The sequence below is a fragment of the Pseudomonas sp. KK4 genome (genome assembly GCF_001984065.1).
Classification (GTDB): Bacteria; Pseudomonadota; Gammaproteobacteria; order Pseudomonadales; family Pseudomonadaceae; genus Aquipseudomonas.
In genome coordinates this window covers 34563-60718 of record NZ_LYVP01000012.1, presented here as the reverse complement: position 1 = coordinate 60718, position 26156 = coordinate 34563, and the positions used below count along the sequence as shown (strand labels likewise).

27 protein-coding genes are annotated in these 26156 nt (G+C 60.6%); 12 read left to right on the top strand and 15 right to left on the bottom strand.

Annotated elements, in window-relative coordinates:
- Positions 1-223: 223 nt before the first annotated feature.
- Positions 224-982: a Nif3-like dinuclear metal center hexameric protein gene (locus B0W55_RS07100; protein ID WP_077045299.1), complete on the bottom strand. Its 759-nt coding sequence runs from the start codon at positions 980-982 to the stop codon at positions 224-226.
- A 102-nt stretch (positions 983-1084) separates the two neighbouring features.
- On the opposite strand from B0W55_RS07100, the gene algW reads away from it, so the two are divergent.
- A complete protein-coding gene (gene algW / locus B0W55_RS07095; protein ID WP_077045298.1) occupies positions 1085-2245 on the top strand; it encodes a Do family serine endopeptidase AlgW in 1161 nt (386 codons plus the stop codon).
- 110 nt (positions 2246-2355) lie between these two features.
- On the opposite strand, the gene hisC is transcribed toward algW, so the two are convergent.
- From hisC to B0W55_RS07045, 10 genes are all read right to left on the bottom strand, one after another.
- The gene (gene hisC / locus B0W55_RS07090) at positions 2356-3408 is read right to left on the bottom strand and encodes a histidinol-phosphate transaminase (protein WP_077045297.1); all 1053 of its coding nucleotides are present in this window, start codon (positions 3406-3408) and stop codon (positions 2356-2358) included.
- 2 nt (positions 3409-3410) lie between these two features.
- Positions 3411-4736: a histidinol dehydrogenase gene (gene hisD, locus B0W55_RS07085; protein WP_077045296.1), complete on the bottom strand. Its 1326-nt coding sequence runs from the start codon at positions 4734-4736 to the stop codon at positions 3411-3413.
- A 127-nt stretch (positions 4737-4863) separates the two neighbouring features.
- Positions 4864-5499, bottom strand: coding sequence for an ATP phosphoribosyltransferase (hisG, locus tag B0W55_RS07080; RefSeq protein WP_008018703.1), 636 nt, complete (start codon positions 5497-5499; stop codon positions 4864-4866).
- A 128-nt stretch (positions 5500-5627) separates the two neighbouring features.
- Entirely contained in the window at positions 5628-6893 is a 1266-nt protein-coding gene (murA, locus tag B0W55_RS07075) for a UDP-N-acetylglucosamine 1-carboxyvinyltransferase (protein ID WP_077045295.1), read from the bottom strand.
- Between the two features lie 22 nt (positions 6894-6915).
- The gene (locus tag B0W55_RS07070; RefSeq protein WP_077045294.1) at positions 6916-7155 is read right to left on the bottom strand and encodes a BolA family protein; all 240 of its coding nucleotides are present in this window, start codon (positions 7153-7155) and stop codon (positions 6916-6918) included.
- Positions 7156-7269: 114 nt separating this feature from the next.
- Positions 7270-7575 (bottom strand): lipid asymmetry maintenance protein MlaB, encoded by a 306-nt coding sequence (locus B0W55_RS07065; RefSeq protein WP_077045293.1) that lies wholly within the window; start codon positions 7573-7575, stop codon positions 7270-7272.
- Positions 7572-8225 (bottom strand): phospholipid-binding protein MlaC, encoded by a 654-nt coding sequence (locus B0W55_RS07060; RefSeq protein WP_077045292.1) that lies wholly within the window; start codon positions 8223-8225, stop codon positions 7572-7574. The genes B0W55_RS07065 and B0W55_RS07060 overlap by 4 nt, the downstream gene beginning before the upstream one ends.
- An 11-nt stretch (positions 8226-8236) precedes the next feature.
- Complete coding sequence (gene mlaD / locus B0W55_RS07055; RefSeq protein ID WP_046026814.1) at positions 8237-8704, bottom strand: outer membrane lipid asymmetry maintenance protein MlaD; 468 nt, start codon at positions 8702-8704, stop codon at positions 8237-8239.
- Entirely contained in the window at positions 8704-9501 is a 798-nt protein-coding gene (mlaE, locus tag B0W55_RS07050) for a lipid asymmetry maintenance ABC transporter permease subunit MlaE (protein WP_077045291.1), read from the bottom strand. Before mlaE ends, mlaD begins: the two co-directional genes overlap by 1 nt.
- The gene (locus B0W55_RS07045) at positions 9501-10313 is read right to left on the bottom strand and encodes an ATP-binding cassette domain-containing protein (RefSeq protein WP_077045290.1); all 813 of its coding nucleotides are present in this window, start codon (positions 10311-10313) and stop codon (positions 9501-9503) included. The genes mlaE and B0W55_RS07045 overlap by 1 nt, the downstream gene beginning before the upstream one ends.
- A gap of 274 nt (positions 10314-10587) precedes the next feature.
- Here B0W55_RS07045 and B0W55_RS07040 point away from each other — a divergent pair, with 274 nt between their 5' ends.
- From B0W55_RS07040 to B0W55_RS06995, 10 genes are all read left to right on the top strand, one after another.
- Positions 10588-11562 (top strand): KpsF/GutQ family sugar-phosphate isomerase, encoded by a 975-nt coding sequence (locus B0W55_RS07040; protein ID WP_077045289.1) that lies wholly within the window; start codon positions 10588-10590, stop codon positions 11560-11562.
- Entirely contained in the window at positions 11563-12087 is a 525-nt protein-coding gene (locus B0W55_RS07035; protein ID WP_077045288.1) for an HAD family hydrolase, read from the top strand.
- Positions 12088-12095: 8 nt separating this feature from the next.
- Entirely contained in the window at positions 12096-12668 is a 573-nt protein-coding gene (gene lptC / locus B0W55_RS07030; protein WP_077045287.1) for an LPS export ABC transporter periplasmic protein LptC, read from the top strand.
- Positions 12655-13203 (top strand): lipopolysaccharide transport periplasmic protein LptA, encoded by a 549-nt coding sequence (lptA, locus tag B0W55_RS07025; protein WP_077045286.1) that lies wholly within the window; start codon positions 12655-12657, stop codon positions 13201-13203. Before lptC ends, lptA begins: the two co-directional genes overlap by 14 nt.
- Positions 13203-13928 (top strand): LPS export ABC transporter ATP-binding protein, encoded by a 726-nt coding sequence (lptB, locus tag B0W55_RS07020; RefSeq protein ID WP_077045285.1) that lies wholly within the window; start codon positions 13203-13205, stop codon positions 13926-13928. The genes lptA and lptB overlap by 1 nt, the downstream gene beginning before the upstream one ends.
- Before the next feature lie 180 nt (positions 13929-14108).
- Positions 14109-15605 carry an RNA polymerase factor sigma-54 gene (locus B0W55_RS07015; RefSeq protein ID WP_077045284.1) on the top strand — a complete coding sequence of 499 codons (1497 nt, stop codon included), beginning with the start codon at positions 14109-14111 and terminating at the stop codon, positions 15603-15605.
- A gap of 74 nt (positions 15606-15679) precedes the next feature.
- Positions 15680-15988: a ribosome hibernation-promoting factor, HPF/YfiA family gene (hpf, locus tag B0W55_RS07010; RefSeq protein ID WP_047537716.1), complete on the top strand. Its 309-nt coding sequence runs from the start codon at positions 15680-15682 to the stop codon at positions 15986-15988.
- A gap of 12 nt (positions 15989-16000) precedes the next feature.
- Positions 16001-16465: a PTS IIA-like nitrogen regulatory protein PtsN gene (gene ptsN / locus B0W55_RS07005; protein ID WP_077045283.1), complete on the top strand. Its 465-nt coding sequence runs from the start codon at positions 16001-16003 to the stop codon at positions 16463-16465.
- Between the two features lie 2 nt (positions 16466-16467).
- Positions 16468-17325: an RNase adapter RapZ gene (gene rapZ / locus B0W55_RS07000; RefSeq protein ID WP_077045282.1), complete on the top strand. Its 858-nt coding sequence runs from the start codon at positions 16468-16470 to the stop codon at positions 17323-17325.
- A 15-nt stretch (positions 17326-17340) separates the two neighbouring features.
- The gene (locus tag B0W55_RS06995) at positions 17341-17616 is read left to right on the top strand and encodes an HPr family phosphocarrier protein (RefSeq protein WP_077045281.1); all 276 of its coding nucleotides are present in this window, start codon (positions 17341-17343) and stop codon (positions 17614-17616) included.
- Positions 17617-17785: 169 nt separating this feature from the next.
- On the opposite strand, the gene pmbA is transcribed toward B0W55_RS06995, so the two are convergent.
- Positions 17786-19132: a metalloprotease PmbA gene (gene pmbA, locus B0W55_RS06990; protein ID WP_077045280.1), complete on the bottom strand. Its 1347-nt coding sequence runs from the start codon at positions 19130-19132 to the stop codon at positions 17786-17788.
- Between the two features lie 108 nt (positions 19133-19240).
- Here pmbA and yjgA point away from each other — a divergent pair, with 108 nt between their 5' ends.
- Entirely contained in the window at positions 19241-19765 is a 525-nt protein-coding gene (yjgA, locus tag B0W55_RS06985; RefSeq protein WP_077045279.1) for a ribosome biogenesis factor YjgA, read from the top strand.
- A gap of 48 nt (positions 19766-19813) precedes the next feature.
- On the opposite strand, the gene tldD is transcribed toward yjgA, so the two are convergent.
- The 3 genes from tldD to B0W55_RS06970 form a co-directional block, all read right to left on the bottom strand.
- The gene (tldD, locus tag B0W55_RS06980; protein WP_077045278.1) at positions 19814-21256 is read right to left on the bottom strand and encodes a metalloprotease TldD; all 1443 of its coding nucleotides are present in this window, start codon (positions 21254-21256) and stop codon (positions 19814-19816) included.
- An 18-nt stretch (positions 21257-21274) separates the two neighbouring features.
- Positions 21275-22123, bottom strand: a complete 849-nt coding sequence (locus B0W55_RS06975; RefSeq protein ID WP_077045277.1) for a carbon-nitrogen hydrolase family protein — start codon at positions 22121-22123, stop codon at positions 21275-21277.
- Positions 22124-22297: 174 nt separating this feature from the next.
- Entirely contained in the window at positions 22298-26101 is a 3804-nt protein-coding gene (locus tag B0W55_RS06970; RefSeq protein ID WP_077045276.1) for a YhdP family protein, read from the bottom strand.
- Between the last annotated feature and the right edge of the window lie 55 nt (positions 26102-26156).

Here is a 26156-nt window from a genome sequence, read left to right as displayed (position 1 = left end):
AGCGGGCCGTGTTCGAGCGAGGAATCCTAGCACAGCGTCCCGCTTCTAATCAGGACGCCGACTAGATCGAAAGGGTATATGAATATGCCCCTGTGTTTGGGCGTAACGCTCATAGGCAGGAGCGAGCTTGCTCGCGATGGTCGTCAACGATAACGCTGACAGCCTGGCGCCCCGTGGAGCGCTCAGGTTCATCGCGAGCTCGCTCCTACAGAGGGCTGTGGATTCAGATCGGGTTGGGGCAATCGATGAAGATGTGTTCCAGGGCGAATCGTCGGGCCAGGTAATCGCCCAGAGCCTGAACGCCGTAGCGCTCGGTGGCGTGGTGACCGGCGGCGATGAAGCTGATGTCGTTTTCCCGGGCGCTGTGGAAGGTTTGCTCCGAGGCTTCACCGCTCAGGTACAGGTCGACGCCCGCCTGGATCGCCTGGTCGATGTAGCCCTGGCCACCGCCGGTACACCAGCCGACGCGACGGATCATCGCGCTGCCTTCAATCAGCAGCGGCTCACGCCCCATGGCCTCTTGCACACGCCGGGCGAAGTCCCGCGCCGTCACAGGCTCGCTCAACGAACCGACCAGACCGACGATTTTCAGGTTGTCCGGGTCGAGCGGTCCTTCGACCGTGATATCCAACTGTCGAGCAAGCTGCACGTTGTTGCCGACGTCCGGGTGCAAGTCCAGCGGCAGGTGGTAGGCGAGCAGGCTGATGTCGTGCTTGAGCAAGGTCTTCAGGCGCCGTTGCTTCATGCCGGTGATGCACGGGTTCTCGCCTTTCCAGAAATAGCCGTGGTGCACCAGCACCAGATCGGCATTGGCTTCTACCGCGGCATCGAGCAAGGCCTGGCTGGCGGTCACGCCGCTGACGATGCGCATCACCTGCGGCCGGCCTTCGACCTGCAGGCCGTTGGGGCAATAATCGGCGATCCTTGCAGCGTTGAGGTAACGGTCGGCTTCTTCGACGAGTGTGCTCAGGGCGACGGCCATAAAAGACTCCTAAATATCCCGTTCAGAGGCGCGCGCGGCCTCGTATAATGCGCGACATTATGGGCGGTCCCTAACCGCCTGCAACCTTTCAGGACGTGCTTAATGCTCAAGGCGCTGCGTTTTTCCGGCTGGCCGTTGTTGGCCGGCGTGCTTGTCGCTCTGTTAATCATCCAGCGTTACCCGCAGTGGGTCGGGCTTCCAAGCCTCGACGTCAACCTGCAACAAGCCCCGCAAACCACCAGCATGCAGCAAGGCCCGGTGTCCTATGCCGACGCGGTGACCACCGCCGCGCCGTCGGTGGTGAACCTGTACACCACCAAAGTCATCAACAAGCCCAACCATCCGCTGTTCGAGGATCCGCAGTTCCGTCGATTCTTCGGCGACAACTCGCCCAAGCAGAAGCGCATGGAATCGAGCCTGGGTTCGGGCGTGATCATGAGCCCGGAAGGTTACATCCTGACCAACAACCACGTGACCAGCGGCGCCGACCAGATCGTGGTGGCGCTCAAGGATGGTCGCGAAACCCTGGCGCGGGTGATCGGCAGCGACCCGGAAACCGACCTCGCGGTGTTGAAGATCGACTTGAAGAACCTGCCTTCGATCACCGTCGGCCGCTCCGACAATCTCCGCATCGGCGACGTTGCGCTGGCCATCGGCAACCCGTTCGGCGTCGGCCAGACCGTGACCATGGGCATCATAAGCGCCACCGGGCGCAATCAGTTGGGCCTTAACAACTACGAAGACTTCATCCAGACCGACGCCGCCATCAACCCCGGCAACTCCGGCGGTGCGCTGGTGGATGCCAGTGGCAACCTGACCGGCATCAACACGGCGATTTTCTCCAAGTCGGGCGGCTCGCAGGGCATCGGCTTTGCGATCCCGGTGAAACTGGCGATGGAAGTGATGAAGTCGATCATCGAGCACGGCCAGGTGATTCGGGGCTGGCTCGGGATTGAAGTGCAGCCGTTGACCCAGGAGCTGGCGGAGTCTTTCGGTCTGTCGGGACGACCTGGCATCGTGGTCGCCGGGATTTTCCGTGACGGCCCGGCGCAGAAGGCCGGCCTGCAACTGGGTGACGTGATCCTGGCCATCGATGGCGAACCGGCCGGCGATGGCCGCCGCTCGATGAATCAGGTGGCGCGGATCAAGCCGACCGACAAGGTCACGATCCAGGTGATGCGCAACGGCAAGGAGCTCAAGCTCACGGCGGAAATCGGCTTGCGTCCACCGCCTGCGCCGGTCAAAGAGAAAGAAGAGCAGTAACCCAACCCGCAACCCCTTTTGGGAGCGGGCTTGCTCGCGAAAGCGGTGTATCAGTCAGCATAAATGTTAACTGAAGCACCGCCTTCGCGAGCAAGCCCGCTCCCACAGGGTCAGAGGTCGCCCAGGCCGTCGATCAGTGCCTGGTTCTGTTCAGGCGTGCCGATCGAAATCCGCAGGAACTGCGCAATGCGCTCCTGCTTGAAGTGCCGAACGATTACACCCTGCTCACGCAATTTCGCCGCCAGCTCTGACGCATCGTGCTTGGGGTGACGGGCAAAGATGAAGTTCGCTGCTGACGGCAGCACTTCAAAGCCCTTGGCCTGCAACTGCGCAACGAGCTTCTCGCGACTCTCGATCACCAGCCCGCAAGTCTTGTCGAAATACTCACGGTCTTCGAACGCTGCCGCCCCACCGACATTGGACATGCGGTCCAGCGGGTAGGAGTTGAAGCTGTTCTTGATTCGCTCCAGCGCCTCGATCAGGTCCACGTGCCCCACGGCCAGGCCAACCCGCAGGCCAGCCAGCGAGCGGGACTTGGACAAGGTCTGGGTTACTAGCAGGTTCGGATAACGGTCCACCAGGCTGATCGCCGTTTCGCCACCGAAGTCGATGTACGCCTCGTCGACCACCACGACCGAATCAGGGCTGGCCTTGAGGATCTGCTCGACCGCGTCCAGGGCCAGCAGGCAACCGGTCGGGGCGTTCGGGTTGGGGAAGATGATCCCGCCGTTCGGCTTGGCATAGTCGGCCGGGTTGATCTGGAACTGTTCGTCCAGTGGTACCGCGTCGAACTGGATGCCGTACAAGCCGCAGTAAACCGGGTAAAAGCTGTAGCTGATGTCCGGGAACAGCAGCGGTTTATCGTGCTGCAGCAAGCCGTGAAAGATGTGCGCCAGGACTTCGTCGGAACCGTTGCCGAGGAACACCTGGTTGCTTTGCACACTGTAATAGTTGGCAACGGCGTTCTTGAGCAGATCGCTGTTGGGGTCCGGGTACAGGCGCAGGTTGTCGTTCAGTTCGGTCTGCATCGCCGCCAAGGCTTTTGGCGATGGGCCGTAGGGGTTTTCATTGGTGTTGAGCTTGACCAGTTTGGCCAGCTTCGGCTGCTCGCCCGGTACGTACGGCACCAGATTCCTGACGAATGGGCTCCAGAATTTACTCATGCTCAGTTCCCCTTTTTTTCGTCGAGAATGCGGTATTCGGCGCTGCGCGCGTGGGCGCTCAGCGATTCGCCACGGGCCAGCACCGAGGCGGTCTTGCCCAGTTCGGAAGCACCGGCTTCGGAACAGAAGATGATCGACGAGCGTTTCTGGAAGTCATACACACCCAGCGGCGAGGAGAATCGCGCCGTGCCGGAAGTCGGCAACACATGGTTCGGACCTGCGCAGTAGTCGCCCAGCGCTTCGGAAGTGTGACGGCCCATGAAGATCGCGCCGGCGTGGCGGATTTTCGGCAACCAGGCCTGCGGGTCGGCGACGGACAGTTCAAGGTGTTCCGGGGCGATACGGTTGGCGACTTCCATGGCCTGTTCCATGTCACGCACGTGAATCAGCGCACCACGGCCGTTGATCGAGGTTTCGATGATGGCGGCACGATCCATCGTCGGCAGCAGCTTGGCGATGCTGGCGGCCACCTTGTCGAGGAACTCGGCATCCGGGCTGACCAGAATCGCTTGAGCGTCTTCGTCGTGCTCGGCCTGGGAGAACAGGTCCATGGCGATCCAGTCCGGGTCGGTCTGGCCGTCGCACACCACCAGAATCTCCGACGGACCGGCAATCATGTCGATACCGACCTGGCCAAACACGTGGCGCTTGGCGGTGGCCACATAGATGTTGCCCGGGCCGACCACTTTGTCGACCTGCGGCACGCTTTCGGTGCCATAGGCCAGCGCGGCCACGGCTTGCGCGCCACCGATGGTGAACACGCGGTCCACGCCAGCGATGCAGGCGGCGGCCAGCACCAGTTCGTTGATTTCACCGCGCGGGGTCGGGACCACCATGACCACTTCGGTCACGCCGGCAACCTTGGCCGGAATCGCATTCATCAGCACTGAAGACGGGTACGAAGCCTTCCCACCCGGCACGTACAGGCCGGCGCGGTCCAGCGGCGTGACCTTCTGGCCCAGTACGGTGCCGTCGGCTTCGGTGTAGCTCCAGGAATCCTGTTTCTGTTTTTCATGGTAGCTGCGCACACGGGCCGCGGCTTTTTCCAGGGCTTCGCGTTGCTCCACGGTGATGCGGGTCAGTGCCAGTTCCAGACGCTCGCGCGGCAGGATCAGGTCGGCCATGGAGGCGACATCCAGTCCGTCGAACTGGCGGGTGTATTCCACCAGCGCCGCATCGCCACGTTCACGCACGGTTTTGATGATGTCCAGCACTCGCTGGTTGACCGAGTCGTCGGACACACTTTCCCAGCTCAGCAGATGATCCAGATGATGCGCGAAATCCGGATCAGCAGCGTTGAGTCGGCGAATTGCAGTCGGTGCGGTCATAGCGAGAGCCTCATAGAATTGGCAAAAAACTCAGGCGCCCTAACTTAGCAGTCGTTTCCGCTTGGGCACCTGAGAATTCTGGCTATGAGGCGGATAGACGGGCACGCCTTACGGGCGTGCAGGTAAATCAGCCGCGGTGTCGAGACTCCACTGCCTTGCGCAGGGTGTCGATCAACGCCTGGATACGGGCGTGCTGCATTTTCATCGAAGCCTTGTTGACGATCAGCCGGGAACTGATGGCCGCGATGAAATCCTGGGGCTCCAGGCCGTTGGCCCGCAGCGTGTTACCGGTGTCGACCACGTCGATGATCTTGTCCGCCAGACCGATCAGCGGGGCCAGCTCCATCGAGCCGTAGAGCTTGATGATGTCGACCTGACGGCCCTGCTCGGCGTAGTAGCGTTTGGCAACGTTGACGAACTTGGTGGCGATGCGCAGACGGCCTTTAGGCTCCACCGCGCCGACCTTGCCGGCGGTCATCAGTTTGCACTGGGCAATTTGCAGGTCCAGTGGCTCGTAGAGGCCCTGGCCGCCATATTCCATCAGCACGTCTTTGCCGGCGACACCCAGGTCGGCGGCGCCATGCTCGACATAGGTCGGCACATCGGTGGCACGTACGATCAGCAGGCGGACATCCTCCTGGGTCGTGGGGATGATCAGCTTGCGGCTCTTGTCCGGATTCTCGGTCGGCACGATGCCCGCTTCAGCCAGAAGCGGCAGGGTGTCGTCAAGGATGCGGCCCTTGGACAGTGCGATGGTCAACATGGGAAACGTCAGTCCTTATCAAGGTACTCATGCCCGGTCGCAAACGGCGCCGGACATACATCGAGCCGGGGGACCGGCTCGACTTGAAACAAACCAATGGGCACTTCCCTGTGCCCCTTCTGCAACCACTAGCCCGGAACGCGACGGATCTTGGCGCCCAGCATCTGCAGTTTCTCTTCGATGCACTCGTAACCACGGTCGATGTGGTAGATGCGGTCGATCAGGGTATCGCCTTCAGCGATCAGGGCCGAAATCACCAGGCTGGCCGAAGCTCGCAGGTCGGTGGCCATGACTGGCGCGCCCTTGAGTTTTTCGGTACCGGTGACGATGGCGGTGTTGCCTTCGACCTGGATCTTGGCGCCCATGCGGTGCAGTTCATACACATGCATGAAACGGTTTTCGAAGATCGTCTCGATCACTGCACCCGTGCCTTCGGCAATGGCGTTGAGGGAGATGAACTGCGCCTGCATGTCGGTCGGGAACGCAGGGTATGGAGCGGTGCGCACGTTGACGGCTTTAGGCCGCTTGCCGTGCATGTTCAGCTCGATCCAGTCTTCGCCGGTGGTGATTTCAGCGCCCGCTTCGCGGAGCTTTTCCAGCACGGCTTCGAGGATGGTCGGATCGGTATCCTTGACCTTCACACGGCCGCCGGTCACCGCAGCCGCCACCAGGTAGGTGCCGGTTTCGATACGGTCAGGCATTACTTTATAAGTGGTGGTATGCAGACGCTCGACGCCGTCGATGGTGATGGTGTCGGTGCCAGCGCCGGAAACCTTGGCGCCCATGGCGTTCAGGAAGTTCGCCAGGTCGACCACTTCAGGCTCGCGCGCGGCGTTCGCCAGTACGCTGCGGCCTTTGGCCAGTGCAGCGGCCATCATGATGTTTTCGGTGCCGGTCACGCTGACGGTGTCGAAGAAGAAATGCGCACCGCGCAGGCCGCCTTCAGGGGCCTTGGCCTTGATGTAGCCGCCTTCGACGTCGATGATTGCGCCCATGGCTTCCAGGCCACGGATGTGCAGGTCGACCGGACGCGAACCGATGGCACAACCGCCAGGCAGCGCCACTTCGGCTTCACCAAAGCGGGCAACCATCGGGCCCAGTACCAGGATCGACGCACGCATGGTTTTAACCAGTTCGTACGGAGCGATCAGGGTCTTGATGGTGCGCGGGTCGATTTCGACGGCCAGTTTCTCGTCGATGACCGGCTCGATCCCCATACGACCGAACAGTTCGATCATGGTGGTGATGTCGTGCAGGTGCGGCAGGTTGGCAACGGTCACCGGGCCATCGCACAACAGCGTGGCCGCAAGGATCGGCAGGGCAGAGTTCTTTGCCCCGGAGATGCGGATTTCGCCGTCAAGACGAGCACCGCCAGTAATAATCAATTTATCCATAAGAATCTCGACGCCCTTGGGCTCAGGTGCGCTCGGCCCAGGCCGCGCTGCTGAAAAATTTCATAGTGACCGCATGGATGCTGCCATCGGTGATCCATGGGTTCAAATGGGCATAGATCTGCTGCTGACGCTTGACCGGGCTCAATGCCGCCAGTTCATCGCTAATCACGTTCAGCTGGAAATTGCAGCCTTCGCCTTCAACTTCCACCTGCGTTCCTGGCAGCTTTGCTTCAAGGAAGCTTTTCACTTCTACGGCCTGCATGCTCAACCTCAATCGGCGCCCTGTGCGCGCGGGTCGGACATCATACAAAAAAGCCCCGCGCCTGCGAACCCCGGGAAGCAGGACTCTGACGGGGGGCTTCTTTGTAGATGCGAGTTAGGGTTGCGCCAACAGCTCGGTCAATTCGCTGACCTGAGCGATTTCACGCATGTCTTCCGGCATCCCGCGGATGCTCAAGGGTTTGCCGGCCGCCTGTGCGTCACGCATGAAGCACAGCAACAAGGATAGCCCCACGCTGCTGGACTTGGTGACCGCAGAACAATCAACCACCAATGCCGCGGCCTTGCTCGCCTCGATCAGCGCCTTACCCTGCTTGCGCAGGGCGGGGCCGGTGCTGTAATCCAGCACGCCGCTCAGCCGCAGTTCGCCGGCTTCGTCCATCAGGACTGCCGACTCACTCATTGGGTCTGTTTCTCGGTGGATTGTTCAGCGGTTTGCTTGGCCTTGGCGACTTCACCGGCCCAACCGTTGATGGTTTTGTCCAGATCGTTGCCATTGCGCTGCATGGCGTCGGCGAACTGATCGCGGAACAGCTTGCCGATGTTGATACCGTTAATGATGACGTTACGCAGCTTCCACTCGCCGCCGACCTTTTCCAGGGTGTAGGACACCGGATAGATCGCGCCATTGCTGCCTTTGACGGTCATGCCGACGCTCGTGCGGTCGCCCGACTCGTCCTTGGCAGGATCAACGGTGATGCCCTGGTTGTTGTACTCGAGCAAGGCATTGCCATAGAACTGGAACAGGCCTTTCTTGAAGTTTTCTTCAAAGGTCTTCATCTGCTGCGGCGTGGCTTTGCGCGAGTACTTGACCGTCATGATGCTTTTGGAGATGCCCTCGGCATCCACCACCGGTCCGACAATGCTGTTGAGCGCCGCATAGAAATCGTTCGGATCCTGCTTGTACTTCTCTTTATTGGCCGCAAGGTCGGCCAACATCCGGTTGGTGGTGTCCTGTACCAGATCGTGCGCGGAAGGCGCCGCCACGGCGTTAGCCATTAAAGGCAAGGCCGCGAGCAATACCAACAGGCCACGTCGCAAGGTTGAGATCATTTGAGCACTCCTCATTTGGCGTCTTTGCTAACGGTATTGAGCAGGAACTTACCGATCAGGTCCTCAAGCACCAGCGACGACTGGGTGTCATGGATGGTACCGCCATCCTTGAGCAACGCTTCTTCCCCGCCGACGCTGATACCGATGTATTTTTCGCCCAACAGACCCGCAGTCAGAATAGATGCAGTGGAATCGGCAGGCAGGTTATCTACACGCTTTTCAAGCTGCATGGTCACTCGACCGGTGAAACTGTCGCGATCCAGATCGATGGCCGTGACCTTGCCGATGGTCACACCAGCCATGGTCACTTTAGCTCTGACCGTCAAACCGGCGATATTGTCGAAGTACGCATAAAGTTTATACGTGTCGGTGCTCGGGCTCGGGGACAGGCCGCTTACTCTCAGCGCCAGCAGCAGCAAAGCCAGGATGCCAGCCAGCAAGAAAAGGCCGACACCGATTTCCAGGGTGCGGTTTTGCATCAGAAATCTCCAAACATCAGGGCGGTCAGAATAAAGTCCAGGCCGAGCACAGCCAGAGAGGCATACACCACGGTCTTGGTAGTGGCACGACTGATCCCCTCTGAAGTGGGCTCACAGTCATAGCCTTGGAATACGGCGATCCAGGTCACGACAAAGGCGAAGACCATGCTTTTGATGATGCCGTTGAGCACATCGTCGACGAAGGTCACGCTGTTCTGCATGTTCGACCAGTAGGAGCCGTCATAGACCCCCAGCCAGTCGACGGCCACCCACGAGCCGCCCCAGATGCCCACCACGCTGAAAATCATTGCCAGCACCGGCAGGGAAATGAAGCCGGCCCACAGGCGCGGAGCAATGATGTACTTGAGCGGGTCGACCCCGATCATTTCAAGGCTGGACAACTGTTCGGTGGACTTCATGTTGCCGATTTCCGCCGTCAACGCCGAACCGGCACGTCCCGCAAACAGCAACGCCGTCACCACCGGGCCCAGCTCCCGCAGCAGCGTCAGCGCAACCATCTGCCCCACCGCCTGTTCCGAGCCGTAGCTGGACAGGATGTTGAAGCCCTGCAGTGCCAGCACCATGCCAATGAAAATCCCGGAGACCACGATGATCACCAGCGACATCACGCCGACGGAATGCAACTGCTTGACCAGCAGACCGAAACCGCCGCCGATACCGCCGCGACCGAGCAAGGCGTGAAACAGGAACAATGTCGAACGTCCGAACACGCCCACGGCATCGATTGCGGCCAGACCGAACCGGCGTATGCGTTCTATTAATGTAATTCTGCGCATCAGCGGCGCTTCCCCAGAAGATCTGCGCGGTAGTCCGTCGCTGGAAAGTGGTACGCAACCGGACCGTCGGGCTCGCCGGTCATGAATTGACGGATTCGAGGGTCTGTCGAATTCATCAGCTCCTCAGGCGTCCCCTGCCCCAACACTTGCCCATCGCCGACCACATAGATGTAGTCGGCAATGCTTGCGGTCTCGGCCAAGTCGTGGGAAACCACGATGCTGGTGATACCCAGCGCGTCGTTGAGCAGACGGATCAGGCGCACCAGCACGCCCATGGCGATAGGGTCCTGACCGACGAAGGGCTCGTCATACATGAGAATCTGCGGATCGAGCGCAATGGCCCGCGCCAGGGCGACACGGCGCTTCATGCCGCCGGACAGCTCATCGGGCATCAATTCAATGGCGCCGCGCAAACCCACTGCCTGCAATTTGAGCAGGACAATGTCGCGGATCATTTCTTCTGGCAGCTCGGTATGAACGCGCAGTGGAAAGGCAACGTTCTCGAACACATCGAGATCGGTGAACAGCGCGCCGCTCTGGAACAGCACGCCCATGTGCTTGCGGGCATCGAACAGATCACTGCGCGAAAGCGTCGGCAGATTTTGACCGTTGACCCAGACTTCGCCCTTGGTCGGCCGCAATTGCGCGCCCATCAACCGCAAGAGCGTCGTCTTGCCGCACCCGGAAGGCCCCATGATGCCGGTGACCTTGCCGCGGGGAATACGGATATCGATGTTATTGAAAATGCTGCGCGCACCGCGCTTGAAGGACAATCCCTTCAGCTCGACCGCGTAGGCGTTATCGGCACTCATCTAAACTCCTTGCGATGCAGCCTCACACTCGGACGCCTGACTTTCTGACGAAAGCACATACCTCCGGGCGGGCCGAACTGGCGGCGAACTATATCACTGCAAACGTCAGGCGCCCAAGGTCATTGCCGCGCCATATCGTTAGACATTTGGCGCAAAAAGCTTCATTTAGAGGGTTTCGTTGACAAGGAACGATAATGCACGACGAACTTGCGTGAGGGTTTCGATCATAACCGCTATAATCGCCGCCTTTTCATCAGGCTAAACGATTTCCGACATGAGCCAATCCAGCGACCTGATTCAATCCGCGCAACGCACCATCCGACTCGAAGTGGAAGCCGTAAATGGCTTGCTGCCCCAAATCGATGCGGATTTCGTACGCGCCTGCGAGATGATTCTGGCCAGCAAAGGCCGCGTGGTCGTGGTCGGCATGGGCAAATCCGGGCATATCGGCAGAAAAATCGCTGCGACCCTGGCCAGCACCGGCACCACGGCTTTTTTCGTCCATCCGGCGGAAGCCAGCCATGGCGACATGGGCATGATCACCCGCGACGACGTCATCCTGGCGCTGTCGAACTCCGGCTCCACCAATGAAATCATCACCCTGCTGCCCCTGATCAAGCGTCTGGGCATCCAGTTGATCAGCATGACCGGCAACCCAAACTCTGCGCTCTCGAAGGCTGCCGAAGTCAATCTCAATGTTCACGTCGAGCATGAAGCCTGCCCGTTGAACCTGGCACCCACTTCTTCGACGACCGCCGCACTGGTCATGGGCGATGCCTTGGCCGTCGCGCTGCTCGAAGCCCGGGGCTTTACCGCCGAAGACTTCGCTTTTTCCCACCCCGGTGGCGCACTGGGCCGGCGCCTGCTGTTGAAAGTGGAAAGTGTCATGCACGCCGGACCGGAACTGCCGCAGGTCCAGCGCGGCACGCTGCTCAAGGACGCGCTGATGGAAATGACCCGCAAGGGCCTGGGCATGACGGCGATCCTGGAGGCCGACGGCAAGCTGGCCGGGATCTTCACGGACGGTGACCTGCGCCGCACCCTGGACCGCCCCATCGACATCCACAGTGTCACCATCGATCAGGTGATGACAGCGCACGGCAAGACCGCCCGACCCGAGATGCTCGCGGCCGAAGCCCTGAAAATCATGGAAGACCACCGAATCAACGCGCTGGTAGTCGTCGACGATGAAGATCGCCCGATCGGCGCCTTCAACCTCTCCGACCTGCTGCGCGCAGGAGTCATGTAAATGAGCAACGATCTGCTGCAACGCGGCAAGACAATCAAACTGGCGGTGTTCGACGTCGACGGCGTGCTGACCGACGGGCGCCTGTACTTTCTCGAAGACGGCAGCGAATTCAAGACCTTCAACACCCTCGACGGCCAGGGCATCAAGATGCTGATGGCGGCCGGCGTACAGACCGCGATCATCAGCGGCCGCAAGACCCCGGTGGTCGAGCGACGCGCGAAAAACCTCGGCATCGCGCACCTTTATCAAGGGCGCGAAGACAAACTGGTGGTGCTGGACGAGCTTCTTGGCCAACTCAACCTAAGCTATGAACAGGTTGCCTACCTTGGTGACGACCTGCCCGACCTGCCGGTGATTCGCCGCGTGGGCCTTGGCATGGCCGTGGCCAATGCTGCCAGCTTCGTGCGCGAACACGCCCACGGCATCACCCAGGCCCGTGGTGGCGAAGGTGCTGCCCGCGAATTTTGCGAATTGATCCTGCGCGCCCAGGGCCGCCTCGATGCGGCAAACGCCGCGTACCTGTGAGCCAAAACATGTTCAGCAAAAAAGTACGCAAGACAATGGTGGTCTGTTGCATCGTGGCGATTTTCGCCGCGGTCGGCTATTGGAACATCAGCCCGGAACGCTTCCTCGACAAGCCACCGGCCAAGACCGAAGAAAGCCCCATCGACTGGTACGCGACCAACACTCACACCTTGCAATACCTCGAAGACGGCAAAGTGCAGTACGAAATGACGTCGGACAAGGCCGAGCACGTAAAAGCGACCGACATCACGCTGGTCACCAAACCCGACCTGAACATGTACCGTGGCACCGATTTCCCGTGGCATGTGACCAGTGAGCACGGCGAAGTGAACTCCGGCGGCACCGAGGTCGAGCTGATCGACAACGTACGCGTCAAACGCACCGACGAAAAGAACCGCGACACCCTGATCACCAGTACTCGCATGACGGTGTTCCCGCAGCAGCAATATGCGCAGACCGCGCAACCCGTTAGAATCGACGGCGCTGGCGGTGTATCGACTGGTGTTGGAATGAAAGCGTATTTGAAAGAAAGCAGGATACACCTGCTATCGAACGTAAGAGGACAGTATGAGGCTCGTTAAAACCCTCCCTATTTTGCTCAGTCTGGGCGCAGCACTGGGAAGCGTGAGCGCCTGGGCTCTGCCGAACGATCAGCAGCAGCCAATCCGCATTCAGGCCGACGACGCCCAACTGGACGACAAAAACGGTGTAGCCACCTATACCGGCGACGTGATCATTACCCAGGGCTCGATAAAGGTCACCGGCAACAAAGTGACCATGACTCGCGCTCCCGATGGCGACATCGACGTGGTGACCTCGGTGGGCAACCTGGCCTACTTCGAGCAGCTGCAGACGGCTGGCGACACCAAGCCCGTGCAGGGCTGGGGGGTGACCATCCAGTACCTCGCCAAGCAAAACCGCGTCATATTGATCGACCGCGCCAAGGTCATCGACAAGGACAACAACGTCACTCAAGGCGAGAAAATCGTCTATGACACCGAGAAGAAGCTTGCGAGCGCCGGTCGCGCCACAGGCAGCAAGGTGACCGAGTCGCGTCCACGCGTCGACATGGTGATCCAGCCGAAAAAGAAAACCGACGAGCAGAAGGCCCAGTAATGGCAACTCTGAAAGCTCAGCATCTGGCCAAGAGCTACAAGAGCCGCCAGGTCGTGCGCGACGTCAGCCTGTCCATCGACAGCGGTCAGATCGTCGGCCTGCTCGGCCCCAACGGCGCCGGCAAGACCACCTGCTTCTATATGATCGTCGGCCTGGTACGCGCCGATCAGGGTCGCGTGCTGATCGACGACCTGGATGTCAGTCACCAGCCGATGCACGGCCGCGCAAAGGCCGGCATCGGTTATCTGCCGCAGGAGGCGTCGATCTTCCGCAAGCTCTCGGTGGCCGACAACATCATGGCGATCCTCGAGACCCGCAAGGAACTCGACAAGGCAGGCCGTCGCAAGGAACTGGAAAGCCTGCTGCAGGAATTCCACATCAGTCACATCCGCGACAACCTCGGCATGAGCCTGTCCGGTGGTGAACGCCGCCGAGTGGAAATTGCCCGCGCACTGGCCACCAACCCGAAATTCATCCTGCTCGACGAACCCTTCGCCGGTGTGGACCCGATTTCGGTAGGCGACATCAAACAGATCATCCACCACCTCAAGGCCAAGGGCATCGGCGTGCTGATCACCGATCACAACGTCCGTGAAACCCTGGATATCTGCGAAACTGCTTATATCGTCAACGATGGCCAACTGATTGCCGAAGGCGACTCAGCGACGATTCTGGCCAACGACCTGGTCAAGGAAGTGTACCTGGGCCATGAGTTCCGCCTGTAAGCGCTCAGAAGCACGGAGGGTCGAATGAGCGCTTGTCGCGATAAAAATCAACACTTTTTTATTGTTACAGCGCTCTAGGCAAACACTGCAATATCAGGCATATAATTTGCTTATGTTTGGCGCTTCGGCGCCCTGTAGTGGATGGCGCATGTGCGCCGAATAAGGTGTTAAGCCCCTGCCATGAAACCATCGCTAGTCTTGAGAATGGGCCAGCAGCTGACGATGACACCTCAGCTGCAACAGGCCATCCGCCTGCTCCAATTGTCGACCCTGGACCTGCAACAGGAAATCCAGGAGGCCCTGGAGTCCAATCCGATGCTCGAGCGCCAGGAAGAAGGCGACGACTTCGATAACACCGACCCCATGGCCGACAACGTCGAACAGCAGAAGCCCAATACCGACATTCAGGAACCCTCCTACCAGGAAAGCGCACCGACAGTCGACAACCTCGAGGAAGGCGACTGGAACGAGCGCATTCCCAACGAGCTGCCCGTCGACACTGCCTGGGAAGACGTCTACCAGACCAGCGCCAGCAGCCTGCCGAGCAACGATGATGACGAGTGGGACTTCACCACCCGCACATCGGCTGGCGAAAGCCTGCAAAGCCACCTGCTGTGGCAGTTGAACCTTGCGCCGATGTCCGACACCGACCGCCTCATCGCCGTCACGCTGATCGACTGCATCAACAATCAAGGCTATCTGGACGAAACCCTCGAAGAAATTCTCGAAGCCTTCGATCCGGAACTGGACATCGAACTGGACGAGATCGAAGCCGTCCTGCACCGCATCCAGCAATTCGAACCGGCCGGTATCGGCGCACGCAACCTGGGCGAATGCCTGCTGCTGCAATTGCGTCAGATGCCCCCCAAGACGCCGTGGCTGGCCGAGGCCAAGCGCCTGGTCACCGACTACATCGACTTGCTCGGCAGCCGCGACTACAGCCAGTTGATGCGTCGCATGAAGCTCAAGGAAGACGAGCTGCGCCAAGTGATCGAACTGGTCCAGAGCCTCAACCCGCGTCCCGGCTCGCAAATCGAATCCACCGAAGCCGAATACGTTGTCCCTGACGTGATCGTGCGCAAGGACAACGAACGCTGGCTGGTGGAACTCAATCAGGAATCGGTGCCAAGGCTGCGGGTCAACGCCCAGTACGCCGGTTTCGTGCGCCGCGCCGACACCAGCGCCGACAACACCTTCATGCGCAATCAATTGCAGGAAGCCCGCTGGTTCATCAAGAGCCTGCAAAGCCGCAACGAAACCCTGATGAAAGTCGCCACCCAGATTGTCGAGCATCAGCGCGGCTTCCTGGAGTACGGCGACGAAGCGATGAAACCGCTGGTCCTGCATGACATCGCCGAAGCGGTCGGCATGCACGAATCGACAATTTCGCGGGTGACCACACAGAAATTCATGCATACCCCTCGGGGCATATATGAACTGAAGTACTTTTTCTCCAGCCACGTCAGCACCTCTGAAGGGGGCGAATGCTCGTCCACGGCGATTCGGGCGATCATCAAAAAACTGGTTGCCGCGGAAAATCAGAAAAAGCCGTTGAGTGACAGCAAGATCGCTGGTTTACTGGAGGCACAAGGCATTCAGGTGGCTCGCCGCACCGTCGCCAAGTACCGCGAATCCCTCGGGATCGCGCCTTCGAGCGAACGCAAGCGGTTGATGTAGGGCCACGCCACAGCGTTCCAGTGGTAGATCATCGGGTCTACCGCTTTATGCACTGGCAACGAAGGAGAAGCTGTATGCAAGTCAATATCAGTGGACACCAACTGGAAGTGACCGAACCTCTTCGCACCTACATCGGCGAAAAACTCCAACGATTAGAGAGGCATTTCGACAAGATCACCAACGTGCAGGTCACGATGACGGTCGAGAAGCTGAAGCAGAAAATCGAAGCCACGCTGCATATTCCCGGCAATGAAGTGGTCGCCAACGCGGAACATACCGACATGTACGCGGCGATCGACGCATTGACCGACAAGCTGGACAAACAACTCAAAAAGCATAAGGAAAAGACCCAGAGCCTCCTCCAGGGCGCGACCGGTCGTTAACACCCCCAACCCATGATCCGACTTGAAAGCATCCTGACCCCCGGCCGTTCCCTGGTGAACGTGCCGGGAGGCAGTAAAAAGAAAGCCCTCGAGCAAATTGCCAACCTCATCCATCGCGAAGTACCGGATCTGGAGATGCAAGATGTCTTCGAGGCGTTGATTGCCCGTGAAAAGCTCGGTTCCACGGGTTTTGGCAACGGCATCGCAATACCTCATTGCCGTCTCAAGGGTTGCCTTTCGCCCATCAGTGCCTTGATGCACCTGGATGCCCCTATCGATTTCGACGCTATCGATGGTGCCCCGGTTGACCTGTTGTTCGTGCTACTGGTCCCGGAAGCCGCCACCGATGCGCACCTGGAGTTGTTGCGCCAGATCGCCAGCATGCTCGACCGCAAGGATGTGCGCGACAAATTGCGCAGCGCCCCGAGCAATGAAGCCTTGTATCAGGTTGTCCTGGACGAGCAAAACGGGCAGTAATCATGCGCTTGATCATCGTCAGCGGCCGCTCCGGCTCAGGCAAAAGTACCGCCCTCGATGTACTTGAGGACAACGGTTACTACTGCATCGACAACCTGCCCGCCGGTTTGCTGCCGGAACTGGCCGAACGCGCATTGATCCACACCGAGTTGTCACAGCCGCTGGTTGCTGTCTCCATCGATGCCCGCAACCTGCCCAGCCATCTGTCGCGTTTCCCGGAGCTGTTGGAAGAAGTCCGCAGCCGGCACATCCAGTGTGATGTGCTGTACCTGGATGCCGACGAGGAAACCCTGCTCAAACGTTTCTCCGAAACCCGTCGTCGCCACCCGTTGAGCACCGCCAATCGCTCGCTCGCCGAAGCGATCAGCGATGAAACGAGCCTGCTGGGCCCCATCGCCGACCTGGCCGACCTCAAGATCAACACCACCAATCTCAACCTGTATCAGCTGCGCGATACCATCAAGCTGCGCCTGCTCAATCAGCCTGAGCCCGGGACAGCGTTCCTGGTGGAGTCTTTCGGATTCAAGCGCGGCATGCCGGTGGATGCCGATCTGGTGTTCGATGTGCGCTGCCTGCCCAATCCGTATTGGAAACCGGAGTTGCGCGCGCAGTCGGGGCTGGATCTGGCGGTCGCCGAATACCTGGCGGCCCAGCCGGATGTTGAAGAGATGTTCCAGGACATCTCCACGTATTTGCTCAAATGGTTGCCCCGCTTTGCTGCCAGTAACCGCGCCTATGTCACCATTGCCATCGGTTGCACCGGTGGGCATCACCGCTCTGTCTACCTGACCGAACGACTGGGCAAGACCCTGCAGCAATCCCTGAAGAACGTCCAGGTCCGCCACCGCGACCTCAGCTAAAGGATTCACATCGCGATGCCTGCACGGGAAATCGAAATCATCAATAAACTGGGCCTGCATGCCCGGGCGTCTGCAAAATTCGTCGGGGTCGCTGGCCAGTTCAAGGACTGCACGATCCGGGTTGGACGCACACCGGAAACCACCGTCGACGGCAAAAGCATCATGGCCATGATGATGTTGGCCGCCGGCAAAGGCACAAAAATCCATTTGAGTACCGAAGGTGAACAGGCGCAGGAAGCCATGGATGCGCTGGTGGCCTTGATCAACAACTATTTCGACGAAGGCGAATAACTCCGCTGCGTTGTAGCGGCAGGCGAAACCTGCGTTTGGCTGCTACAGAGCGCATGCCAGGCCAACGCAGCATCCATCGCCGACATGGCTGGCAGCTTTTGCATGCATGCCCGCATGAAAAAAGGCGCGGCACCCGAAGGGTGGCGCGCCTTTTGTGTAACGGTGAGGCTTAGCTGCCTGCCACCATCATCCGCTCGATCAGTACCGAGCCCGTACGAATGTTGCTGCGCAGCTCCAGGTCATTACCCACCGCGACGATCTGCTTGAACATATCGCGCATGTTGCCGGCGATGGTCACTTCCTGAACGGCGAACTGGATTTCACCATTCTCGACCCAGTAGCCCGCCGCACCGCGCGAGTAGTCGCCGGTGACCATGTTCAGCCCCTGGCCCATCAACTCGGTCACCAGCAACCCACGCCCCATGCGACGCAGCAAAGCTGCCTGGTCTTCATCGCCGTGGGTAACGAACAGGTTGTGTACCCCGCCAGCGTTGGCGGTGCTCGGCATGCCAAGCTTGCGGCCGGAGTAAGTGCCGAGAATGTAGGACACCAGCACGCCATTTTCGACGAACGGCTTGGCATAGGTCGCCAGGCCATCACCGTCGAAGGCCGCACTGCCCAACGCGCGCATCAGGTGCGGGCGCTCATCGAGGGTCAGCCAGTCCGGAAAAAGTTTCTGCCCCAAGGTGCCTTCAAGGAAGGACGATTTGCGATACAGGCTGCCGCCGGAGACCGCCGACAGGAAACTGCCGAACAGACCACCGGCCAACTCTGCGGAAAACAGCACCGGCACTTCGCAGGTCGGCACCGGGCGCGCGCCCAGACGACTGGCTGCACGCTGCGCGGCACGCTGGCCGATGCTCACAGGGTCTGCGAGCAAACTGCCCTGGCGGTTGACGTCGTACCAGTAATCACGCTGCATCTGGCCATCGGCCTCAGCGATCATCACGCAGCTCAGGCTGTGGCGCGTCGATGCATAACCGCCGACAAAGCCGTGGCTGTTGCCATAGACCCGGCAACCCTGATGAGTGCTGAGGGTGGTGCCGTCGGCGTTTTTGATCCGCGGGTCGGCGTCGAACGCCGCCGCTTCACAGAGCAAAGCCTTCTCGATGGCCTGTTCCGGCGTGATATCCCACTGGTGGAACAGGTCGAAATCGTGCAGGTCTCTGGCCATCAACGCGGCATCCGCCAGGCCCGAGGCCTCGTCTTCGGAGGTGTGCCTGGCAATGGCCAGTGCCGCAGCGACGGTTTCGCGAATGGCATCCGGGCCGCTGGCCGAGGTGCTGGCCGAACCCTTGCGCTGGCCGACGTACAGGGTGATGCCGAAGCCCTGGTCGCGGTTGAATTCGACGGTTTCGACCTCGCGCTGGCGCACCGACGTGGACAGGCCCTGCTCCAGGGACACTGCCACCTCACAGGCACTGGCGCCCTGACGCTTGGCTTCAGCGATGATCTGCTCGACTTGCTCCTGCAGTGCCGGCAATGCTTGTGGGCCGACGCTTTCAACTGCACTCATGCTGTTCTCCACTCAAATTCTGCTTTCGGTAACGGTCATCGAGCGACCGGGCCGGACAAGCGGCCCCCGACTGGTTATCATGGCGGCGTTTCTTTGCGGACTGCCACCATGGTTGATTCTTACGACGACTCCCTCGATACGGGAGAAAAAAGCAAATCCCAGGTCAAACGCGAGCTGCATGCTCTGGTTGACCTTGGCGAGCGCCTTACAACGCTCAAGCCTGACTTGCTCAACAAACTGCCCCTGACCGACGCCCTGCGCCGGGCCCTGGCCGATGCACCCAAGCACACCGCGAACATCGCGCGTAAACGGCACCTTCAGTTTATCGGCAAGCTGATGCGCGATCAGGACACTGACGCCATTCTGGTCTTGCTCGATCAACTCGATGCCTCCACTCGCCAGTACAACGAACGCTTCCATAACCTGGAGCGCTGGCGTGATCGCCTGATTGCCGGTGACGATGCTGTTCTGGAAAAATTCGTCGTCGACTACCCGGACGCCGATCGCCAGCAACTGCGATCGCTGATCCGTCAGGCCCAGCATGAGGTTGCGCAAAACAAGCCTCCTGCTTCCAGCCGTAAAATCTTCAAGTACATCCGTGAGCTGGACGAGACTCAACGCGGCCTGCGTTAAATCTGCGCCCGGGTGAGTCGCCTCGCGACTCGCCCGCCGCTCCATCCCTTATGCGCCCGTGCCACCCACGGTGATCGCATCAATTTTAAGCGTTGGCTGGCCGACACCCACCGGCACCGACTGCCCATCCTTGCCACACGTCCCCACGCCACTGTCCAGCGCCAGATCGTTGCCGACCATCGACACTTTGCTCATGGCTTCCGGACCGTTGCCGATCAGGGTTGCGCCTTTGACCGGGGCAGTGATCTTGCCGTCCTCGATCAGGTAAGCCTCGCTGGTGGAGAACACGAACTTGCCGCTGGTGATATCGACCTGCCCGCCGCCCAGGTTGGCGCAGTAGATACCCCGCTTCACCGAGGCGATGATTTCCGCCGGGTCGCTTTCGCCGCCCAGCATGTAGGTGTTGGTCATGCGCGGCATCGGCAGGTGCGCGTAGGATTCGCGACGACCGTTGCCGGTGCGGGCCACGCCCATCAAACGGGCATTGAGCTTGTCTTGCATGTAGCCCTTGAGCACGCCGTTTTCGATCAGCGTGGTGCACTCGGTCGGGGTGCCTTCATCGTCGACGCTCAGCGAGCCACGGCGGCCGGACAACGTGCCGTCATCGACGATGGTGCACAGCTTGGAGGCGACCATTTCACCCATGCGCCCGCTATAGGCGGAGCTGCCCTTGCGGTTGAAATCGCCTTCCAGGCCATGGCCCACCGCTTCGTGCAGCAACACCCCCGACCAACCGGAGCCCAGGACCACCGGCAAGGTACCGGCCGGCGCAGGAATCGCTTCCAGATTGACCAGTGCCTGACGCAGCGCTTCCCGGGCATAGCTCATGGCCCGGTCTTCGGCGAGGAAATACCGGTAATCGGTACGACCGCCGCCGCCATGGCCACCGCGCTCGCGCCGACCGTTCTGTTCGACGATCACACTGACGTTGAAACGCACCAGCGGCCGTACGTCCGCCGCCAGTCCGCCGTCGGTGGAGGCCACCAGAATGCGTTCCCAGACCCCGGCCATGCTCACGGTGACTTGCTGGATACGCGGGTCGAGGGCGCGGGTCGCGGCGTCGATGCGCTTGAGCAGGTCGACTTTCTCGGCGCGGCTCAACACTTCCAGGGGATTGTCCGGCGCATACAACTGCGCGACATCCTGGGTGGTGAAGGCCTGCACCGTGCCGTTCTGCCCGGCGCGTGAAATCGAACGAGCGGCACGGGCCGCCGCGCCCAGGGCTTCCAGGGTAATCGCGTTGCTGTAGGCAAAACCGGTCTTTTCACCCGATTGCGCACGCACGCCAACGCCCTGGTCAAGGTTGAAACTGCCTTCCTTGACGATGCCGTCTTCCAGCGCCCAGGACTCGGAAATCTGCCCCTGGAAATACAGGTCGGCGGCATCGATGCCCGGGCCGGCAAGGTCGCCGAGCACGGTTTGCAGGCTTTCGATGGTGACGCCGCCGGGTGCCAGGAGGTGTTCACTGACTGAGGACAACAACTCGCTCATATGCTTTACGCCTTAAATTCATCGTTCTGATGCAGGCCGCTGGGCGCCCTGCGAGAAAAAGCGCCGGTGACTCGATACCGGCATCCGCGCCCGGATGGACGCCTGTTCGCTGCTGTCACGTTCAGCCAGCAGTACGGCCTCGCCTTGATCCTGTTGCGCCAGCACCCGACCCCAGGGGTCGACGATGGCCGCATGGCCCCAGGTTTCCCTTGGCCCCGGGTGAATCCCACCCTGGGCGGCCGCGAGCACGTAGCACTGGGTCTCGATGGCACGTGCGCGGATCAGCACATCCCAGTGCGCGGCGCCAGTCACGGCGGTGAAGGCCGACGGCGCGGTGATCAGTTCCGCGCCGGCGGCTCGCAATTCGCTGTACAGCTCCGGGAAACGCAGGTCATAACAGACCGTCAGGCCCACCCGCCCGACTGGCGTGTCCGCCACCACCACGCCACTGCCATAAGCATAGTCATCGGATTCGCGATAACGGCCACGCTTGTCGGCCACGTCCACATCGAACAGATGCAACTTGTCGTAACGCGCCACCGTCTCGCCCTGATCGTCGATCAGCAAGGAGCAGGCATGGGACTTGGCCGTCGGCTGATCCACCGGCGGCAAGGGCAAGGTACCGGCCACTATCCATAACGTGAGGTCGCGGGCGGTCTGTTTCAACCAGGGCAGGATCGGTCCCTCGCCCATGGCTTCGGCGCGACCGATATCGGCGATGTCTCGCCGGCCCATGGCAGCGAAGTTTTCCGGCAGCACGGCCAGCTTCGCACCGCCAGCCGCCGCCTGTTCCAGCAGGCGACGAGCCTGGGACAGGTTGGCCAGGACATCGCTCTGGCTGACCATTTGAATCACTGCAACAGACATGGCCCTTTCCTTATTACATTCCTGCAGGAGCGAGCTCGCTCGCGATGGAGGTAAAAAATGGCGCGTGCTGCCTGAATGAACGCGGCGACATTGCGTTTTTCGCGAGCAAGCTTGCTCTTGCAGGGGAAGACGACGCTTTGGTCATGCTACTCCATAGGTCCGCGCAATGGCTTTTCAAAAAGGCTTGTCGAAGGTGATTTTCGGATCTTTCCACGACCCATTGACGCTGTATTTCACGCTGGCGAAACGGGACACGCGATCCCCGATCAACTTGTCGATCAGGAACAATGCGCCGCCAATGGCCGGTGCGCCGACGATCAGTGCGGCAATCGGCAAGTTGTTGGTCACGGGTAACGTCACCAGCAGCTTCGCATCGATCTGGTCGGCGACCATGTTCAGCTTGCCATCCAGTTCTATAGTGCTAGACGGCCCGGTCAGGCGGATCGGCTCCGTGGTGACGTACACACCGTTGGTCGCCGTCAGCAAGCCCTTGACCCGGTCATAGCTCAGGCCTTTTCCGAACAGATCGGAGAAGTCCAGGCGCAGACGCCGGCCGATGGAGTTGAAGTTGAGCAAGCCGAACACTCGCAGCGCCTGGGCACTGCCTTCGACTTCGACGAACTGGCCCTGATTGAGCGACGCATCCAGGGTGCCGGAAAAGCGTTTGGTCGCCAGCCACGCCGGTGATCCCGGCCAGCGGCCATCGACATCCATGTGGAAATCCTTGCTGGTCACGCTCGGCGCAAAGCCCCAGCCCTTGAGCACATCCGCCAGATTCTTGCCGCTGACCCGACCCTTGTACCAACTGCTGCTCGCCCCCGGCGCACCTTCCCAGCCGCCACTGCCCTGCAACTGGATACCCTTGAGGCCCATGTTCAGGGAATTGAGGGCGATGCCTTTGGGCGTGGGACGCACCTTCAACGACCAGGCGCCGACCAGATCGTTACCCTGGAACAACTGGTCGATGGTGATATCCAGCGCCGGTATTTTGGTCGGGTCCACCGAAGCCAGCGGGTCGGGTGAGTTTTCATCCGCCAGCACCGTCGGGTCAGGCGCAGGCAAACGTATGGTTTGCAGATTGATCACGATCGGTGCGGCTTTCGCATCCGGGAGGCTGGCGTTGCCCGTCACCTGCTGACTGTCCAATTGCAAGGCCCAGGCGGACGGTTTTCGCGTCAGCTGAACGGATGCCTGATCCAGCGTGGTGCCCAGGGCGCTGAGCTTGCCGACCTTGAAATCGGCACCACTGAGCAACTGCTTGGCGCTGCCGCCAGGGTCTTGCCCGGCGTACTTGGTTACCAGGTCCTGCCAGGGGCCGACGTCCAGTTCCGACAGCACGCCACGGATGCGCAGGCCCTTGGTGTCCGGCAACACGGCATCACCGCTGCCAAGGAACAGCTCACCGCGCCCGTCGGCAAAATTCCCGCTCGGCGCGGAAAACGTGAAATTGGCCAGTTCGCCGTAGTTCACCCAGTAGCGCCGCTCCGCACCTTGCAGCGTCATACGGAACGATGTGTCACGCCCCTGTTCGGCCGCCATGCCAAAGGGTGCCGGCAGGTCAACGGCAACACCCTTGAGGTTGGAATTGACCATCAATTGGCTGTCGGCACCATTGAGAGTCACCTGCAACGCGTAGGGAATCACGCCGCTCACAGGTAGTGGCTGGGCCACTTTCAGCCATTCGGTGAGTTTCTTGACCTCGATCTGCCCCGACGCGGTGACACGGGTGTTGAGATTGCCTTCGCGACCCTCGGCGAAAATCTGCGCAGTCACCGGTTTGTCGAACGCTCGAGCCGAGATGTTCTGCCCGCTCAGGCCTTTGGCGCTGTCAAACCGGAAATCGCCCTTGAGTTGCGTCAGCTCCAGGGGCGGCTCGGGCAGCTTCAGACGGGCCTTGTCTGTCTTGAAGTCGACCAGGATCTTCGGCTGTTCACCTTTGACCAGCGGTATATCCAGCTTCAGCTTGCCTTGCAGGTCACCCTCGCCTTCCCATCCGGCGAACGTCTCGGCCGTGCCGATCGGCGCCTCCTTGAGGATTTTCAGGCCATCGCCCAGCCCACCGGCGAACCCGCCATCAAGAAACAGGTGGACGCTTTGCCCCTCCGGTGCATGGGGGATGTTGACGTAGATGTCGCTGACCTGGGTATCGAGCAATTGGCCCGTGCTGGCCAGGATCCGCACGCCACTGTCTTCGACGAACACGTCACCGCTGACCTTGCTGACATGGGGCCAGCCGGGCTGGAACGCCAGTTCGGCATCGTGCACTTTGAAAAACAGGCTGATGCTGCGCGCCGTGTCGGCCGCGCCGTGGTTCAGCGAACCTTGATACTGGAAGAAGCCCTGGTCCACCGCGCCTTTGATAATCGCCGTGCGCAACCATTCGTCCAGCGCCGGGCTGAGAACGGCCGGGAGGTACTTGGCGGTGTAGCGACCGTCGCCATCCACCAGGCCGACCCGCAGGTCCATGTAGTCTTCCTGGGTGTGATCGAAATGCAGGCGGATCAGGAAGTCGCCGGCAATCTTGCCCTCCTCGCCCAGCACTTTCAGGTAGGGCGCGATCAGGGTGAAACCTTCTTTATCGAGCTTCCAGGTCAGGCGGGCGTTGGCTTGCAGGTACTGCCAGGGTTTGGCGAAGATCGGGTCCAGGTGCAGCATGAAATCCTTGGTGTCCATGCGCAACTCGCCGTGCCCAAGGTCGCCGCTGATGCTGCCGGTGACGTTTCGTGCCGCCGGAGCGCCGTGATAGGCGTCGAAACCCACCTGGTCGAGGTTGGCGGCAAAGCTGAATTTGCTGTCGTCGGTGGCATTGGGCCGCACGTCGATCAGCACATTGCGCAAACCGCCCGTGACCTTGAGGCGCTCAACCACGGTGGCAAAGCCTTCAGGCAGTGGCGCCAGGGCATTGAGCAAGGGGGTCAGAGGAGTGAGGTTGAGACGGTCGGCCTGCAGGTGCCAGAGCTCTTGCGACGGATCACTGCCCGCAGTCTGCTTGAGTTGCAGGCGTGACTCCCATCGGGTTTCGCCCAGGCTCATGGCCAGGGAATCCACCGTCACCCGCATGCCTTCGTCACTGCGCTGGAAATAACCGTTGAGCGCCAGATTGTCGATCTTCACCGGTTTGCGATCGGCGTAAGCGCCCTTGAGCTGCGGCGCATTCAAGCGCACCGCAGCACTTTGCAGCGCGCCCATGCCCCAGGTCGCCCACACTTCGCCACCGGCCTTGATTTGGGAAAAATTCCATTGCTGGCTGATGCGCTCGGGCAGCCACTTCGACCAGTCACTTTGCGGCAGACTCAGGTACACCTCAGCTTCACCGGCCTTCCATTCGCTTGCGCGGATGCGCGTGCGCATGTTCATGGCAACCGGTTGGCCGTCTGGCAGCGTCAACCGGGCATCGAGCCGCTGGCGGGTGGCACCGGTTTTAAGGCTCAGGCCCACATAGGTCAGGGTCAGCGGCGATTCCCCCCAAGGCTGCAAAGTGACCTGGCTGTCGAGCACCGATAGACGCTGGATCATCTGCATGCGGTTGAGCAGTTGCTCCGGATCAAGGGGCTGATTGTCCTTGACCGGGAAACCTTCGAGCGCCCACTCACCGTCGTCGCCTTGCTTGAGGCTGACCTTCAGGCCTTCGAAAGAGAGATTGGCAATACGGACTTCGCGCGCCAGCAGACTGGCCCACAGGTCGGGTACCGCGCGCACATAGTCCAGATGCAAGGCGTTGGCGCCCTCGCCCACCGTGACGTCGTGAGCCGAGACAATCGGGGCGAAACCGCTCCAGGCGCCTTTCAACTCGCCGATCTGCACGGGCATGCCCAAGGCCTCGCCGGCCCGGTTTTCGACGACGGCGCGGTACTCGGCCACCAGTGGCGCCAGTTCCCGGCCGAGGCTGACGTACAACGCCATCAACACCAAAACCAACGCGCACAGGCCCAGACCCCAGCGGGTCAGTGCGGCCAAAATGCGTGTCAGACGCTCCATGTCAGTTGGCTCCCATGGCAAAAGTTTTGCAAAAAGCTGAGGCCAGCCGTGCAGG